This is a genomic window from Bacteroides sp. OF03-11BH, from assembly GCF_003604005.1.
GTDB lineage: Bacteria > Bacteroidota > Bacteroidia > Bacteroidales > Bacteroidaceae > Bacteroides > Bacteroides ovatus.
In genome coordinates this window covers 40836-57922 of record NZ_QTMW01000037.1, presented here as the reverse complement: position 1 = coordinate 57922, position 17087 = coordinate 40836, and the positions used below count along the sequence as shown (strand labels likewise).

Below are 17087 nucleotides of genomic sequence, written 5' to 3'. Positions count from 1 at the left end.
GAATGGAATGTTAAACAATCATATACAAGACTTACATGTCGCAGCCAGGCTTCCTCGATGACAAGCACCTTGCGGTTCTTCTTGATTCGCATCTTCTGCAGGAACACGTCCATGATTATCAGCGTGACAAGCGGGAACAGCAGCGGATCATCCTTTATACTGTCAATCTCGAACACCACGAAGGTCTCGTCGAACAGCGAACTGTCCATGTTCTCGTTCAGGGTCTTTTCATGGTTGCCGCCCCTGTAGAAGTCCTTCATCATGTAGCGGTAAGTCGAGAGGTCTATGCCCGAAATGTGGTTCTCGTGACAGATGTCCGGAATACGCTGGACGGAGTATTCGTAAAATGAATTGAACGAGAGTTCTTCCACCTTCAACTCCTTGCGCCTGCGTTCCATTTCGTCTATCATGCACTCGATACGGCTGTTCCGTTCCTGCTCGCTTTCCTCACGGTTCCCGTCACGGTTGCGTTCGTCTATGGCGAGGCTTTTTCTCAGGTCTTCCCGCTGCATGGGCGTGAAGCCGTCGAAGCCGTTGAAATACGCATCGTAATAATCGGTGATTACATTTTCCACCAGACGGTCTTCCGTCTTCGTGACTGTTCCCTGCGTGCCCTTCCAGATCAGCAGGACAAGATTCTTCAGGAAGCCGGTCTTTTCCACGTTCATCTCTTCCTTGTGGATACGAAACGGGTTCATCGTGATGGGGCGTTCCTCCGTGTAGCTGATGTACTTGCCTCCCAGATACTCGCACAATCCCTCGTAGGAGTTTCCGGTATCGACCATTACGATGTCTGTACCCTGTTCGTGCAGCTGGCGCACAACAGAGTTCATGTGGAAGGATTTCCCGGAACCGCTCGGCCCGAGGGCAAAAAAGTTCGAGTTGTCCGTCAGCTTCTGTCTGCCTTCCTTGCCGGTGATGTCGATGGCGACAGGCACTCCCTGGCGGTCAGTGTAATAGACTTTCACCGGGGTGTCTTCGCTGTGCTGCACACGTTCCTTGTACATCAGGCACATCGCCGCGTCCGATAGGGTCAGGAACCGGTCATACTCTTCATTCAGGCTGTAGCAGTTGCCCGGGAACGAGCCGACGAACAGCTCCAGCTGGTTGTAGGCTCGTTTGGAAATATGGATTCCCATTCTACCGAAAGCGTTCTCCAGATGATTCGTACACTTCTGCAGGTCCGTATCGCCGGACACGGCCACTATAAGGTTGAAATGGCTGTACACGAGCTGCTTGCTCTCGCGGGCAATCACCTCCTGTACACGTTTTATGTCTTCGACCGCTGCCTGGTTGCTCGGGTTGGGAATACTCGCGTGCCGGTTCTTCTTCTTGTCCAGCAGCGATAGTTCACGCTTCTGGTTGGGAAGGAAGATGACCTGGTTATAGACCACTGTATCGGCATTCGGAATGCTGTCAATGGCCGAGACAAGATCCACGGGCATTTCCGTGTTGTTCACTTCTATATTGGTATAGGGTCTGATCATCGAAGGCAGCGAGATGCAGTCCACGTCCACGAGACTGTACACCTTGCAGCGCTTGTCACCCATCGAGACGCTCTCGTCGTCCGACTTGAAGTTCGTCATCGAGATGATACGGTCCTTGAAGTTCATGGCGAAATACCGGTCCACGTAATCGCTTGCCTCGGATTTGTTCAGGAAACGCGCCTGCACGCCGCTGTCCCGCAACTGGTCCTGTACCTTGCGGATCTTGACAAGGAAATCACGCCATTTCTTGTTGTCGAACGAGAAAAGGCGGCTTTTCCTGGCTTCCTGCGTGATGGTCAGGTAACACATGCTGTCCGTGTACGCCCTTCCCTTGAAATACCGGAAATACGATTCAGAAAGGTACTCCTGTTTCCCGGTATCCTCGTTGACAAAACGCTTCCTCACGAAGATGTCCTGCTTGTGAATGGCATAACCTTCTCCCAAGGTCAGGGCAAGGGCGGAGAACAGATGCGTGAAATCGTAGTAGCTGTCTATGTTCGCCGAATACTTCTGTACCGGATTCTCGATCTTCAGCACGGCGGAGTATTCGCCAGTCTTGGTGTACAGGACACCCACGCCTTCCGTGTCTTCCACCGAGAAATAGATGTCCTGGAAGATACGCTTGCGCTTGCCTCCGGTACCGAACGCATGGACGGATATGGCCATACCCGCGCATAAGGCAACGAAAATCAGGATAATGTATAGGGTCATTTCAATATTCGTTCAATTAAATAGGGGTAGGCCCGTATCTCATACGAACCTACCCGCGTTCAACATTCAATATAGCCACACATTGCTGTGATGGTTTAATTTTGTCAGACCTTACGCGAGTAGGCATAGACGAACACGCCTCGGTCCGTTCTCTTGCTGTGCAGACCTTTCCGCTGCTTGAAGATGATTAGCACGATGCCCACCGACAGAATGACTGTCAGCGCGGCCAGCCCGGCCACGAATCCGGCAAGGCAGTAAACGGCTATGAAGCCCGCGATGGCTCCGCCTGCCGTTCCTGCCGCCCAATAGATGTAGCGGCCCTGCAATCCCATCACTTCAAGAGGACGTTGCAGCCCCTTGAACAGCGGATAGTCCGGATAACGTGTTTCCTTGCTTTTCATCCCTCGGTACTTTTATGCGTCAATGCCGAAAAACAAAGGAAGAGCCTGTGCTGCTGCAATCAGGAAAAGACATGCACCAACCACCATCATGATCTTCTTTTTGACATCCTGCTCTTCGTTGTTCATGGCGATGTAAACGGAGATGGCGCCGATAATGGCGACTACACCGGCGATGGCATAGCAGAGCTTGACCATGACTGGTACATACTTGACAATTTCCTCCGCCACGGTAGAAAGTGCGGTAGTACCGGCTGAATAGTCGCCGGCCGTACTCTGGGCCATTGCCGTGGTACCAGAGAACAAAGTGAGTGCAAGCATCTTCACTTTGGTGGAAACACCTTGGATGAATCCTTTTGCCTTTCGGCACATTTGTTTTACTTTCTGAAACATACTTGATCGTTTTTGAGTTAATATTTATGTATTGGATTGTTAAACAGCCTTATATGCGATAACCGAAAAATGCCGGAAGTACGATGGAGGCCCCGATGATGAACAGGCACGCGCCAAGCAGCGATAAAAAGGATTTGACGATACCGTCCTCTCCAGTGTTCATCTTGATGTAGATCTGGAAGGCGGACACGATGACCAGAACGGATGCGATGGAGTAGCATATATACAGGACATACAGCATCATCGTGACCACGAAGTCGTGCATCGTGGCCAGCGCATCCGCTCCCCAGCTGTAGTTCACGCTGCCGCTCTTGGCGAAAGCCGCATAGGGTACAAGAATTAACAGGCATACTATCTTTTGCTTAATCGACATGCTACAATTTGTCTTTAATTGGTTTCCAGGCCATCTCCGGACGATTTTCCAGTTTGCCCCTGGAAAGCATCGCCTTGTACATTTCATCTGCACTGAAGCCATCAGACAGGTAGGGCGTGGTTTCCTCCATCTTTTCCTCCGCCTTGGCTTTGAGACGCTCCAGTCTTTCTTCCGGGGTCTCCTTTGTCTCCGGCTTTTTGTCCGCCGGCTTCTGGTCGGTGGCAGAATCGCCGCCTGATGCTGTTTCAGTATCGTATTGCTCGTTGCCGACACGGAACCCGGTTTCACTCTCGCTCACGGCAACACTCTCTTCGTCCTCCAGTGTGCCGAGGTCGAAAACTTCCTCCTCTGTCTTGCCGGTTCTCCTTTTTCCATAGAGATCCTGCATAATGATGACCGCGTAATAAATGAGGTACGCGACCGTCAGAACAATGGCAAAAATGAAATATGATCTCATATCTTTTAGTATGGATATTGAATTTTGTATTAGTTTGATTTCACAAATAAAAAAGGAGAATTCCGAACTACGAAATAATTGTGTATTAAACGGATGTTTTCTTTACAAGATTTATATCGATTTTGAAAATCGTACTATAAAATCGTACTATATCGCCTTAATGAACGGAAAAAATGTAGAAGTCAGGGCATAAAAAAAAGCCCTCCGTTCAGGAGGGCTTCCATTGGCAGATTCGCATTTTTAGGTCAGCGTTTCTTGCCTCGCAAGCAATCATTCAGATCCTTGTATTCGCTATATCGGACAGCTTCGTTGCTGACCCGTTCGCCGTATAGTCCGGCTATGGTTTCCACGGTCTTTTGCCCGGCAAGGTCGTTGTCGAGATAACAATGTATATGCAGGTATCTCTGCAGGTACATCAATGCCTTTTTCAGGTTGTTTACGGAGTTCATGATAAGGTAGTCGCAAGGCTGGTCTATACAAATGGTCCAGTTGCATGACTGCTTCAATGTCAGGTAAGACAGAAAGTCCATGAACCCCTCGAACACGCAGACCCGTTGCTGTATCTCTCCGCACTGATGTCCGATCAGGGAGATGTCCTTGTTCTTGATACATCCTTTATAATAGGCGTTGCGCATTTCATATCCGCCCGAAACATTACCGAACGCGAGGGCAAAATAATGCCGGTCACGCAATTCATAATGGATTTCCTTGCAGAACATACGTCCTATGTCAGCATCTATTTTCCGGGACTGAAGGTAAGAGTATAACGCGTGATGCCGTAACGGGACGACAATCAGATTTTTCATATCCGATTCCACGGGACGGGGCGGAAGAGCCTGGAAACGGACTTTCGGCAAAGGCATATCGCTGGAATGCCGCCCGATGTATGCCAGTACCTCGCTTACACTTTCAGTCTGGTAAAGGTATTTACCCAATTCCACGAGGTCGCCTCCGGTGGCCGCCCCAAAATCATACCATTCGTTCAACCGGTCATTTACCTTGAACGACGGCGACTGTTCATCCCTTAACGGCGAGAGATACCAGTACTGATCCGATTTAACGTATTGCGCATGGTGGCCGAGCTGCGCCAGGAAGTCCACTATGCGTACCTGTTTTGCTTCTTCTATAGTCATGGCTGTTTTCTTTCACTTGTTCACACGGAAATGGTTTAGTTTAGTTTTATTCCCTATATATATACATACTAAAGTAAACTGAAATATATATGCCCGCGCCCGGCTTCATTCTTCATCAAAAAGCCTTGCTTCCGCGGGGGTCATGTCATAGTAGAACAGCTTGTCCTGCTTGACAACAAGTTTAAGGTTGTCCGTCAGGTACTGCAGCAGTTTTATCATGACACTGCGGCCACGTTTGAAGCCTATGTTTTCATAAGAGGCGATCAGACGTTGCAGTACATTCTCAAAGCCCCTGATGGGTTTGCCGTCAAAGGCAGCGGAAAGGGCTTCCCGGTGCTGCTCGATGCTCAGCTCCGTAAAGCTTGTCCGTTGCCTGGGTTTCGGGGTGTCACCGAACGTGTGCCCTTCGGCGATGACCGGGAGCCCGTTGTCGTCCACGGTGAACGCGAAGGGTTTGAACTCCTTTTCCCGGATATGCAGGGCATGGACTTCACTGACAGACGGATTCTCGTTGCATTTGCTGATGACCAGTACTGTTTCCGCCTTGTTGCTCATCTCCGTACCGATATGGCCTCGTACATTGTTGTCCCCTTTGTTCAGGTGCAGCACGCAATGGATATGCAGGTCGTAACGAGAGGACCATTCCATCATTTTGTTGATTACCTCCACCGATTCGCTGGTGCTGTTGATGTCCAGCATAAGGTCGCGGATACCGTCAATGATAACCAGCCCGTAACCTTTACCCTGACGCAGGGCATAGTCTATCACACTTATACGGACTGTCGGAGAATACTCCCGCAGGCAGATGAAATCAAGGTTCTCGCTGTCTGCTGTGGTAGGAAGCCCGGCCAACCGCAGAATACGTTCCAGCACCGTGTGACAATGATAGCGGCTCTGCTCGGTATCGACATACAGGATCCGGCGTTTGCCTTCCGGCAGATGCGCCCGGTAGTTCAGCACCTGCTTTCCTGCCAGGGAAGCGGCGACAAGGGCGGAGACATTGAATGTCTTCTTGGATTTTGCCTTGCCGGTCGATGCACTGAAATTGCCGAGAGTCGCTATGGTCGAATTGTCAATCCAGATAATTTGCGGCGGGGTCTCGTATGTATCCGTCGCCTTGATTTGGGAAGCTGAAAGAATATCTGACAGACGCGTCTCTTCCAATCCCATTCCCGTCTTCTGGTCAGTTCTTCTTTCGTTTTCCATGGCGTTTCTCGTTTAAGAAGGGTTGTACTGCTGCCGCCTCGTGTGCCATCCGCGTGGCATCATCGACGGCAAGTTCATGATTCTGCAGGAGCCATTCGTCCAGTTCCTCCTTGGCAAAGTAGATCATCTTGCCGCGAGGCTTGTAGTGAGGAATCTCCTTGTTGGCCGTAAGTTTATACAGCATACTTTCTGATACCCCGATGTACATGCAGGCTTCCGAAAAAGTAAAGACCTTTTTGGTCGCGTAAATGTTCTTTTCCAGCAATTCCACCCGTTCCAGAAAGCTCTCGACCGGCTCCAGTTTCCGGATAATCGCTTCAAGGGCCGTGAGCCGTTCGCTCAACCTTTCCATGAATGTCAATCTGTTACTATTCTGCATAAGACATTGATTAAAAATTAGACAATGGAAGCATGCTTTCCGTCATATAGCGCTAACTGTAGTCAAAGGTAGGACAAGTGAATTGCTTGACGGAAATTTATACCGTGATAGTTGCCACGTATCACGGCAACTATCACGCTTTTACCTTTCACATGCTTTATTTTTTTGCACTTATTGGCACCACCTCAGTTCATCGACGGTCCGCTTGATTGCGTAGGCCGCCGACGTCATGCCGTTTCGCATGGCAGACAACGCGGATGAAAGACTCGTGGCTGAAACGAATCCTTTCCCGTCCTTGGTCCGCAGAAATTTTCCCTTGCTGAGAACTGTCTGCCATTGGGCCTGAATAAAGGAATGCTCAAGAAGGGCATCGAACAGGATAGCCACACGGCGCACGCTGTTCACCCGAAGGCTGAAACCTCTCTTGCAGGAGAAGAGAGATTCCATGTCGTCAATGGTTACGGAAGAGCAGAACAGATGATAAGTGTTGGCGCAAGAAACGATACCGGCCAGTTGTTCGCGTGAAAGGCTGCAGTCAAAAGAAAGAAATGAAAACTTTGCCGGATTACAATCGGAGGATGCCAGTTCCGATGTGTCATACTTCCGCTTCAGTTCCATGCACTCCTCGAAAGAAAGGCTCGGGGCGGAAAAAAGCGGTTGGATAAGGTGGGGACAGTCAGTCAGCAGTCCCTTGACGATGTGGATGTTCATTTCGTGGCAGTTCCGGCAGACAGCATTGTTGCAGTCAATATACCGGTGACTGTTCACGAAATCCTCCACATAACGGCAATACTGTTTGCCGTAGATTTTGACCTCCTGGAGATAAACTGTTTTTGCTTCGGTAAGCAGGGCGAAAAGTTCTTCCGCCACGTCCTGTGCCGCTTCAATGTGATGCGGGTGTTTGCTCCCCTCAAAAAGAGAGAAGGCTGATGTCAGCTCTTGTCATGTCGATTTACATTTTATTGGTTTATAATAATATATCATCATAAAGGTATCGTTTTTCGATTGTATCTGCATCGATGACGCCCTTAAAATATCTACTTGTAAATTTGACATGATATGGTATATCATTGGTCACTCAAACAATCCGTTGACCAGGTTGACCGCATCATCCTTTTTCTGGTTGATGATTTTGGCGTACACCTGTGTCATTTTCACGTCAGCATGGCCGAGCAGCTTGGATGTCGTATATAAGTCTGCTCCGAGTGTCAGCATCATCGTCGCGAACGTGTGCCGCGCCGTATGGAATGTAAAACGCTTGTTTATTCCCGCCGCTTTTGCCCATGGTTTGATAAGAATATTGACCATTGCTGGGGACGGCAGGTCAAACACATTGTCATCAGGAGCTTTGTCCCCACGTGCAGGCATCCACTTCAACGCTTCCGGGGAAAGCGGGAGATAAATCGGTTCCTTGGTTTTCTGCATGGAAACCGACAGACGGTATTGTCCACGGTCAACGAATACATCTTTCCATTGCAGCTTGATTATATCACTGATTCGCAGACCGCAGAAACAAGAGAACAGATAGGCACCTTTCACGGATTCATTTTTCATCGGGGTTGCGATCAATGCACGCACCTCTTCAATGGTCATGTATGACCGTTTGCTTTCAGGCAGACGGATCTTTTCCGACTTGCTGATTTTCGTGAAAGGATTGGACTTGATGATCTCGGCCCTGACAGCCGCATTCAAGGCTCCGTTCAATACCCGGTAATAAGTATGCAGTGTGTAATTCGACACTCGTTTGCCTCTGGAACGGTATTCGGACTGAAGGTAGTCAAGATAATTCTGGCAGAATGTCTTGTCTATTTGATCCATCAACATACGTTCTCCCGCATAATCCTTCAAGATGCGTATAGTGATGTCAATCTGATAACCGTCCTTTTTGCCACGTTTGGCCTGGTTCTCCTTGTAGGTGTTCATCCAGTCAAGCAGGTAAACTCTCTCTTTGGTTTCTATACCGGCCTCGCCGTTGGTCAACTCGATAATACGTTTGGACTTGATGGCATTGGCGGCATTCATGGTCGCCTGATTCTGCCGACGGGCATTGTTGTCCGTTTCCGGAATGAGATACAACTTGAGATATTCGTATGTTCGTTTTCCGAAACGGTATATATCAAGATACAGACTTTGGCTTCCATCTGCCAGCTTCTTTGTCCGAAGGCGGACAGGCTCTTTTACTTTTGTAGGCTTCTTTACTCGTGGCATATCGATCCCTTCATAATTTTGTTTCTGTTGCAAAGATATGAATAAAGGTCGATATTGAGAAACAAACAAGAAACAAAATTGCACCGAAAAAGAACCAATCAACTGAAAAGAAAGAAAACAACTGAAAACATCAAGCACCCTATAATCGACTGTAAATAAGCGGTTTTATTTGCACTTGTTTAGCTCTTGTTTTCATTTTAGGGCTTTACTTTATAAATCTGGTAAATAATGATGATCTATCAATAGAAAAATATTCTTCTAGGACCTCCCGACTTATTATCCGGGATAATGGTGTTGGAATGGACATAAATGACATAAAAAACAAATGGCTTAACATTGCATACTCCGAGAAAAAGAAAAAGTCTTATCAGCATAATCGCATGATGGCTGGAGCAAAAGGAGTAGGACGGTTTTCTTGTGATAGGCTTGGAGAATTTCTAAACCTATATACCAAAAAAGAAGAATCATCAGAATTTATATTATTGCAATTAAACTGGCGTCAATTTGAAGTAGATGATGAAAAGAAAGAGATTCAAGATGTAGTCCTTGAATACGAAATACTTTCTACCACAGAATTAGAGATGAGAGGTATCAAACCTTTTAAACATGGAGTGGTGCTAGAAATTATTAAGTTAAGAAGTCAATGGGTTTACTGGGAACAGCCAAAGTGGAATACAGAAAAATTGGTTAATCTAAGAACATATTTAGAACGTCTGATTAATCCCAATCAGGCTTTTGAAAAAAATGACTTTGGAATATATCTTAATGCCCCTGAATTTGAGGAAGAAAATAAAAATGCAGAAGAAAAAGCTAAGTTTATAGGACGAATAGAAAACTCAGTATTTGAAAAATTAAATTTTAAGGCAACAAGCATTGAGTGTGAAGTTCAAGATAATGGAGCCACAACACTAACAACACTCAAAGACAAAGGAGAAACTATTTTTTGGATAAAAGAGAAAAATGAATTTTCTGATTTTATAAAAGACGCAAAATGCATAATATTCTATCTCAATCCCTATTCTAAAGCCTTTTTTACGAAACAAACAGGCATTAGGCCTGTCAATTACGGCTCAATATACTTGTTTTTAAATGGATTTAGAATACCACCATATGGTGAAGAAGGCGATGACTGGTTAGGATTAGAATTTAGGAAACAGCAGGGATATGCAAGATTTCTAGGCACTCGCGATATTGTGGGACGCATTGAAGTATTGGATCGTGACGATTATTTTAGAATAGTATCAAGCAGAGAAGGTCTTGTAGAGAATGAGTGTTACAAAAAACTAACTAATGGTTTTTTTAATAAGACATTGAAACGTCTTGAAAAATATGTCGTTGATGGATTAGCATGGGATAGTATTCCTAAAGATCTAAATATTAGCGATATCGAAAAAAAAATTATTTCAGGAGCTATTTCAGAAAATGATCTGCAATACAGAGAAGATGAAATTACAAAAAAACGACGCACATACTCATCTATTCATTCAATAATTGCAGCAAAAGCAACTGATGTTATTGAATTATATGTTAATGAAGAACTCATTCTGAATAAAATTCAAGAAGAAAAAATCAATTCAGAAAGAGAATTTGAACAACTACTTTCTGATTTTGAATCAAAAAAGATCGATGGTGATGCATTGAATAGAATTCTACAGAAAAAAGCCTTAGAAAACGAAGATTTACAAAGACAAATAAAAGAGCTTTCTAAATATTCTACTGTTGACGCTACAACAAAAGCTATTGCAGAATTACAATACTATAAAAGTATAGTAGAGAAACAGACTGCAACGATTTTAGAGCTTCAGAAAAGATTGAGAGAAATAGACGAACAACATAGGAGTGAAGTTTATAATTTACAACAGCATCTCTCATCTGCCATTGATGAAAAGTTTAAAGAAGCCCAGAAAAGAAAAGAGGCTGAAGAATATGCAGATAAAATAAAAATTGAAAAAGAAAAAGAAGTTCAGATTGAACGTCTTAAAGTTGAATTCTACAAAAAACAATCAACTCCTGAAACAGATGCATTAATACATCATGTCAAAAACAACAATAGTAAAATTAAACAAGAAATAAACAATCTAATGGCTAATTTAAATATGATGCCAATAGAGAAAACATATAAGAATAAACTATTAGAATCTTTATTCGTAATTTTACGACTATCCAATAAATCATTAAAGGCTACTGACCTAATTCTAGAGAGCGATCTTTCAGAAGCTGATATTCAGAAGATCAATCTTCCGTCTTTCATCTCGGGTTATCTTTCAACCATAGATACTAAACTAAAGGTTCATTATAAAACTAAAATTGAATATTTTATGGTTTTTGGAAGTAAACTAGATTTAGCATTAATCATAGATAACTTTTTAGATAATTCTGAAGCGTGGAAAGCTAAAAATATTTGGTTCTCCTGTTATCTGCAAAATGATAATATGATATTAAACATATATGATGATGGTGAAGGATTATCGCAAGAATTCAGCAATAACCCAAATGAGATATTTCAATTTAGAAAAACTGGAAAAAATAATGGAACTGGATTTGGATTATATTTAGTTCAAGAGTCATTAAGAAAAATGAACGCTACAATAATTGTGGATTCTCCAGTAAACAAAACAGGTATGAATTTTAAAATTATTTTCAAATAGATGGAACAAAAGCACTTAATAATAGTTGACGAACAATCTCAATCTGCGACATTGGATGCTATAAAAAATACACTTAAGAATGAAGGCATAGACCTTGTCTATAAAGAAATCAATCCTGCTAATTTTCAAAAACGAGTAGGCTATAACACTTCTTTTGATAAAATATCCTTTATTGAGGAACTACAGAATACTCCTTTTTTAAAAAAGTTGGATGCATTTGCTTCCGATTATAATCTTATCGAGAATGAATTAAACGGATTGGATGTAGTCAAAATTTTCGCAAAGAATGTACCTTCGTATCACAAGAAAATTCTTTTATATTCAGCAAAAATTGAAAATGTGATATCAGATATTCTACTAAAAAACAAAGACTTTGAAGAACAGAAAAAAACCTTAAAATTTTTATCCGAAACTCCTATTGAATATGCAAAAAACGACGAAAAGTTACAACAGAATTTAATCTCTCACATAAAAAAAGAAAAGGACTTTGATTTTGAAAGGGAACTATGTGATTGGTTAATGTCTAACGAGTTAATATATAAATTTCCACCATATGAAGGAATTCCATGCTGCAAGATCGGTGATATACTATTATCTAAAAACACATCAGACAGTATAAAACTCAAACGTGATCTATTGGAACAATTTATCGCTTATTTATCCACATTTAATGAAATACCCGATTATGTGTAAAGTATTTGCTATATATCCTACTGACAAAAAAGATTCCACTAAATTTCTAAATAAGATAAACACGTTTCTATGCAAAAATTTAGGAGCTGATTGGCATTGCTATAAAATAAAGTTCTCAGATGAAGACCATCAAAGATGTTTAAACTCAGCACAAAGTTCGGCAGCTAAGTTTATCATATTTATGGGCCATGGTCGAGGAGACAAATTATTAGGTTCTTTTAACAAAAAGGCAGAAGATTTCATTAGTAATGATGCACTAAGCGAGGAACTTTTTTATAAAAATGAGAAATTTATTCATGAACAAAATATTGACTTTTTTAAAAATAAAATATTATTCTGTTTCTCTTGTAACTCTAATGAAAACAAGTCGAAAAGTTTGAGTCGGATCGCAATTCAGAAGGGAGTAAAATCCTTTATAGGTTTTGGTGATATGCCAACAGATTATATAGCAGGAAGACCTTTTCCATTAAAAGCCATAGAAACATATAAATGCATTCTCACAAGAGTGATAAAAAACGGCCTATACATTGCTATAAAAAAAGAATACACGATTGACGAGTTTATAAGATTATTGAAAATTCTAGTGACAAAAGAAATGCAATCTATTCTTTTTACAAGTTCTAAATACAGACATAAAAAAGTTCTTTTACAAGAATTATATAAATTCAAAACGAATATCAAAGTTTATGGTAACCGATATGAAAGATTAGTTTAACACTGTGTCTTATTAACATTTCGACATTTACTCTTACACTATGAAATATCTTTATTCGGGCTTTCCATATTTCATATATCCTTCAGCCACAATAGGCAAACTAGCTCCCTCAACATCGTAAATTCTAAACGGTTTCTGCTTAAAACGTTCCAAATAAGAATGATTAATCCAATACTCCACCTCCAAAAGCGTTTTCTCTCGAACCGCAGATTTCAGTTGGCATTCCCACACGGTCATGACTTTCCAACCCATTTTTTTTAAAGCTTCTTTATTATGTTCATCACGCTGCTTGTTCCGTTCTATTTTCTTCCTCCAAAAATCAACATTAGAATGGGGAATATGCCCATCAACTTCATGACCATGCCAAAAACATCCATGAATAAATATCACAATACCATATTTACGCAACACAATATCAGGCGTGCCCGGCAACCCCTTTACGTTTTTACGGTAACGGTAGCCACGAGAATATAAGTAACGACGAACGATCCATTCAGGTTTCGTATCCTTACTTCTGATTTTTGCCATAACGTCGGAACGTTTCTTTTTATCCCAGATATCCATTATATCCCCTTGTTTACAAGTACAAATATAACTATTTTGTAAACATTCGGAGAGCTCTATCTTGCCAAAATAATTATTTTCTCTTATTTTGTAAATTTCCTATCTTTCTTGGAAAGACTTGCAAAAGCTCCAGAGACAACCTTAGAATTTTTAATTTTTTTTAGTTTTTCAGTTGTAAAGTAAAATCTCTCCCAATTCCTTACTATAGTCCTCTCATAAGCCTCGAAGAAGATAAAGAAGAAACCTTCTAAAAAGGTCCTGCTTATTTGTTCTACTACCTTTACTTTTTAAATTGGGGTAACTTTTTTATATTCGCTCTTTTTCCAACAGCCTGTTGGAAGATTCCTTTCTTTCCTTCGTATATATTACAAACCTAATATCCGTAGGAAAAAATAAAGAAAAACGGTCGGATGCATTTTAACAGAACACAGCTAACCATTTATCAAAATGAAGCATACATTACAACTGTCTCAAATCAAACGCATAACTATAATCAATCAAGCTATGCTGTTTTTCATTTTGACGCCACGCTTCTTCAGCATGACTCATTTCTGAAATTTCATTAGCCTTACTCTTCTCAAAATGAGCTAATACACATTGTAAAACCTCTAATTCTTCAACTGTAAATAAAGACTGTTCAAATTGCTCAACAGTTGTAATCATACTTCCAGAATAACCATTTCCCAAATTTATAATTTCCTTTTTTAATCCGTCCAAGTTCTCATATATAGTACTATAACGCACAGGAACAGGCCCATAACTTATAGCTTGGTATTGTAACCCGCTAATACCTTTACCATATTTCTTATAGGAAAGAAAATCAGAATAAAATAATAATTTATTTAGTTTTGTTTCAAAAACTCCTTGTAATGCAGATGCAAAAAAGACAATAATCTGCTTAACCTTCTCGGGAATGACAGAAGCATACCCATTCATACTTGAACGTAAAGACAAATGGTTGTGAAATATAAATTCATTTATTTTATTCTCAAAACAAGAATTATTTAATAACAGTTCCTTTACCCTTTTTTCAATTTTAAGTATCTCATCATTTGGAAACTGATTTTGAGCAAGTTTCAGAATTTCCAAAAAGAAATGAGGATCTTTCAAAGCTGAAATCATTTTTCCATTAGACACACTAGGCATCTCTCCTTCTTCGTATTTTCTATATTGGTTATCGCCAAAACCTAAAAGTTTAGACATTCGAAGTGCAGATATACCATATAATTCCCGAACTCTTTTTATTTCATCCGGAAATGGTATCGCATATTTCTGACGATACAAATTATAAACTTGATTCATATTCAGTTGATCAAGTTCAGTTGTAGTAAACTCTTCATTTGTATCCTTACATCTATAAAAATGATATACTATCTCAAAATTGTCTTTTCGAAATTCAAATGATTGCTTCTCATGACACAATGCAGCGTCACCACCTGTAAACGGACTTTTCATAACTTCTACTTTTTATTTTTGAAAGGATGTTCTATTTTTCTCTCTGCCAAATGAAAGGAGACACAGATTGGAGAATTTGCTCCAGTACCTTTACTTATTTTGATATAAACCTCCTTTTTATCTACGGACTTGCCAAACTCCCAAAGTTCTCCCATATAATTCAACTTATCTTCCGTAGGACCTTTATAATAGTCCTCAACTGTCAAAGACATTATTATCTTTTCACGCATAATTGCCGAAATCTCCAAATCAAGCAAAGCTTGTATATTCTTCTTTCTATCTATGCGAAAGATAATCCCGAAAACCCTAGCCTTATCTTTAAATTCTTTCAAGAATTTATCGACTGTTTCTATATCCATATCTAAAATATCTTTATGCAAAGATATGAATAATGTAGTATAACACAACAAACATTCAACTTTAAAGTTGAAAAAGAACTATTAAAAGACTATATATTCAAGATATATTGATATTAGTCCGAAAAATTCAACTCGAATCTATTTTCCTACCTTTACAAAATTAAACATCATAAGAATTATAAAGATATGACGATTCCATACTAAACTCGAAATATTTTCACTACATTCACAGCATGAAATGCAGAATTATACTCGAACTATTAGTAATTCTCTTTTTTACAGGATGTTATAACAGAGAACAGATTTCCCGGCTTGATGAGGCGGAAGCACTGTTACAAAATAAGCCGGATAGTGCCTTAACAATATTACAACAACTCAAATCGGAAGGCGGCCAGGCTGAACAGGCCAGGTATGCGTTGCTTTATTCAGAGGCTTTAGACAAAAATCACATCAAAGCAACGAATGATTCGCTGATTCGCCGGGCTTGGGAGTATTACAAACATCATCCCAAAGATTTACGCCGCCAATGCAAGACTCTCTATTATTGGGGAAAAGTCAAACTGCGTGCAGGAGACAAGCCGGGAGCGTTACGCCTTTACCTGAAAGTTGAAGAGAAACTGAAGGATACCAATGAGCCTTATTATGCAGGGCTTTTATACAGTCAAATCGGTGAAGTGTATTATGACCAGATGAACTATAGCCGGGCTTATCATTATTTTCGTGAAGCTCGCAATAACTTCCGGCAGGCTGATAATACTCGCGAAGAAACAAAGGCAACTCTCGATATGGCAGCCGCAACTTTCAATTCGAAAGATATGGAGAAAGCCATGCGGCTCTATTCTGCCGCACTTGATTTGGCTGATGAACACAAGTACGATAAATTAACCAAAGCCAGTCTCACCAATCTTGCTTCTCTCTATGTGGTGTCAGGAAAGAAACAAATTCCCCATGACCTGCTGCAACGTATCGAACTCTCTGCCCAGCAAGATACGTTATACGGATACCATACGTTAGTAGATGTAAATCTACTGAAAAACCGTATAGACAGCGCACGCTACTATCTGGCACTTGCAGAAACACATTCCACCGATATACGTGACATGGCAGACCTGCAATACACCGCTTATCGGATTGAAGCGCAGGCCAGAAACTTCGAGAAAGCGACAGAGAAGATACACCATTATATCTATCTGACTGACTCGCTGACACGTTCAAATATGCAATTCTCCGCCGGTATGGTGGAACGTGACTATTTCAAGGAACGCTCCAAATTTGCCGAATACCGGATGAAGAACCGTACTACCTGGGAGATTACCATAGCAAGCGTAATTTTTCTAATAATAGGGGTAGCATACTACATCATCCGTCAACGTCTGCGCCTGCAACGCGAACGTACCGACCGCTACCTGCTATTGGCGGAAGAAGCCAACGCCCAATACAAAACCCTGACAGAACATATGGAAGGACAGCGCAATGCAGAAAGCCATTTAAAAGGTTTGATAGCTTCACGATTCGACATCATTGACAAACTGGGAAAGACTTACTATGAACGTGAGAATACCGCATCGCAACAAGCAGCCATGTTCCACGAAGTGAAACAGATTATCACCGATTTTGCAGAGAACAATGCAATGTTGCAAGAACTGGAACTTATCGTAAATACCTGCCATGATAATGCAATGGAGAAGTTGCGGAATGAATTTTCGTCAATGAAAGAAGCTGACATACGACTGCTTTGTTATATTTTTGTAGGTTTCTCTCCACAAGTAATCAGTTTGTTTATGAAAGATACGGTAGCTAATGTATATGCTCGCAAGTCACGGCTCAAATCACGTATCAAATCGGCAGAAACGGCCAATAAAGAGTTGTTTTTAGCACTTTTCGGATAGGTGTTAGACCTGTGTTAGA

At 41.6% G+C, this 17087-nt stretch carries 17 protein-coding genes; 4 read left to right on the top strand and 13 right to left on the bottom strand.

All coding sequences use genetic code 11. The annotated features are described in order from the left end of the window. From DXA54_RS20965 to DXA54_RS20915, 10 genes are all read right to left on the bottom strand, one after another. Positions 1 to 2198, bottom strand: a 2198-nt coding sequence (locus DXA54_RS20965) for a helicase HerA domain-containing protein (RefSeq protein ID WP_120080585.1), incomplete at its 3' end; no start/stop codon positions are given. Between the two features lie 104 nt (positions 2199 to 2302). Beyond that, positions 2303 to 2599 (bottom strand): DUF4133 domain-containing protein, encoded by a 297-nt coding sequence (locus DXA54_RS20960; protein ID WP_007216022.1) that lies wholly within the window; start codon positions 2597 to 2599, stop codon positions 2303 to 2305. A 12-nt stretch (positions 2600 to 2611) separates the two neighbouring features. Next, positions 2612 to 2989, bottom strand: coding sequence for a DUF4134 domain-containing protein (locus tag DXA54_RS20955; protein WP_005807074.1), 378 nt, complete (start codon positions 2987 to 2989; stop codon positions 2612 to 2614). A gap of 49 nt (positions 2990 to 3038) precedes the next feature. Then, positions 3039 to 3362 (bottom strand): DUF4134 domain-containing protein, encoded by a 324-nt coding sequence (locus DXA54_RS20950; protein WP_005807072.1) that lies wholly within the window; start codon positions 3360 to 3362, stop codon positions 3039 to 3041. Position 3363: 1 nt separating this feature from the next. Next, positions 3364 to 3819: a hypothetical protein gene (locus tag DXA54_RS20945; protein WP_005807070.1), complete on the bottom strand. Its 456-nt coding sequence runs from the start codon at positions 3817 to 3819 to the stop codon at positions 3364 to 3366. 245 nt (positions 3820 to 4064) lie between these two features. Continuing rightward, positions 4065 to 4952 (bottom strand): toprim domain-containing protein, encoded by an 888-nt coding sequence (locus tag DXA54_RS20935; protein ID WP_120080581.1) that lies wholly within the window; start codon positions 4950 to 4952, stop codon positions 4065 to 4067. 105 nt (positions 4953 to 5057) lie between these two features. Further along, positions 5058 to 6158 carry an AAA family ATPase gene (locus tag DXA54_RS20930; RefSeq protein WP_005807066.1) on the bottom strand — a complete coding sequence of 367 codons (1101 nt, stop codon included), beginning with the start codon at positions 6156 to 6158 and terminating at the stop codon, positions 5058 to 5060. Further along, positions 6136 to 6537 (bottom strand): helix-turn-helix domain-containing protein, encoded by a 402-nt coding sequence (locus DXA54_RS20925; RefSeq protein WP_032528634.1) that lies wholly within the window; start codon positions 6535 to 6537, stop codon positions 6136 to 6138. Before DXA54_RS20925 ends, DXA54_RS20930 begins: the two co-directional genes overlap by 23 nt. A gap of 171 nt (positions 6538 to 6708) precedes the next feature. Beyond that, positions 6709 to 7407 carry a hypothetical protein gene (locus DXA54_RS20920; protein ID WP_050551112.1) on the bottom strand — a complete coding sequence of 233 codons (699 nt, stop codon included), beginning with the start codon at positions 7405 to 7407 and terminating at the stop codon, positions 6709 to 6711. A gap of 204 nt (positions 7408 to 7611) precedes the next feature. After that, positions 7612 to 8745 carry a site-specific integrase gene (locus DXA54_RS20915; RefSeq protein WP_117707140.1) on the bottom strand — a complete coding sequence of 378 codons (1134 nt, stop codon included), beginning with the start codon at positions 8743 to 8745 and terminating at the stop codon, positions 7612 to 7614. 155 nt (positions 8746 to 8900) lie between these two features. Between DXA54_RS20915 and DXA54_RS20910 the strand changes: the two genes are divergently transcribed. The 3 genes from DXA54_RS20910 to DXA54_RS20900 are packed head-to-tail and all read left to right on the top strand — an operon-like array spanning position 8901 to position 12801. Next, entirely contained in the window at positions 8901 to 11393 is a 2493-nt protein-coding gene (locus DXA54_RS20910; RefSeq protein ID WP_371682967.1) for a sensor histidine kinase, read from the top strand. Beyond that, the gene (locus DXA54_RS20905) at positions 11394 to 12086 is read left to right on the top strand and encodes a hypothetical protein (RefSeq protein WP_004296175.1); all 693 of its coding nucleotides are present in this window, start codon (positions 11394 to 11396) and stop codon (positions 12084 to 12086) included. It begins immediately after the preceding gene. Beyond that, positions 12079 to 12801 carry a hypothetical protein gene (locus DXA54_RS20900; protein ID WP_004296176.1) on the top strand — a complete coding sequence of 241 codons (723 nt, stop codon included), beginning with the start codon at positions 12079 to 12081 and terminating at the stop codon, positions 12799 to 12801. The genes DXA54_RS20905 and DXA54_RS20900 overlap by 8 nt, the downstream gene beginning before the upstream one ends. Before the next feature lie 51 nt (positions 12802 to 12852). On the opposite strand, the gene DXA54_RS20895 is transcribed toward DXA54_RS20900, so the two are convergent. The 3 genes from DXA54_RS20895 to DXA54_RS20885 all read right to left on the bottom strand — a co-directional run bounded on the left by DXA54_RS20895 (position 12853) and on the right by DXA54_RS20885 (position 15179). Continuing rightward, entirely contained in the window at positions 12853 to 13365 is a 513-nt protein-coding gene (locus DXA54_RS20895) for a very short patch repair endonuclease (RefSeq protein ID WP_004296177.1), read from the bottom strand. Positions 13366 to 13824: 459 nt separating this feature from the next. Continuing rightward, positions 13825 to 14820 carry a type II toxin-antitoxin system antitoxin SocA domain-containing protein gene (locus tag DXA54_RS20890; RefSeq protein WP_120080579.1) on the bottom strand — a complete coding sequence of 332 codons (996 nt, stop codon included), beginning with the start codon at positions 14818 to 14820 and terminating at the stop codon, positions 13825 to 13827. A gap of 5 nt (positions 14821 to 14825) precedes the next feature. Beyond that, the gene (locus DXA54_RS20885; protein ID WP_120080577.1) at positions 14826 to 15179 is read right to left on the bottom strand and encodes a type II toxin-antitoxin system MqsR family toxin; all 354 of its coding nucleotides are present in this window, start codon (positions 15177 to 15179) and stop codon (positions 14826 to 14828) included. A gap of 233 nt (positions 15180 to 15412) precedes the next feature. Here DXA54_RS20885 and DXA54_RS20880 point away from each other — a divergent pair, with 233 nt between their 5' ends. Beyond that, entirely contained in the window at positions 15413 to 17068 is a 1656-nt protein-coding gene (locus tag DXA54_RS20880; protein ID WP_009040195.1) for a hypothetical protein, read from the top strand. Positions 17069 to 17087 lie beyond the last annotated feature (19 nt).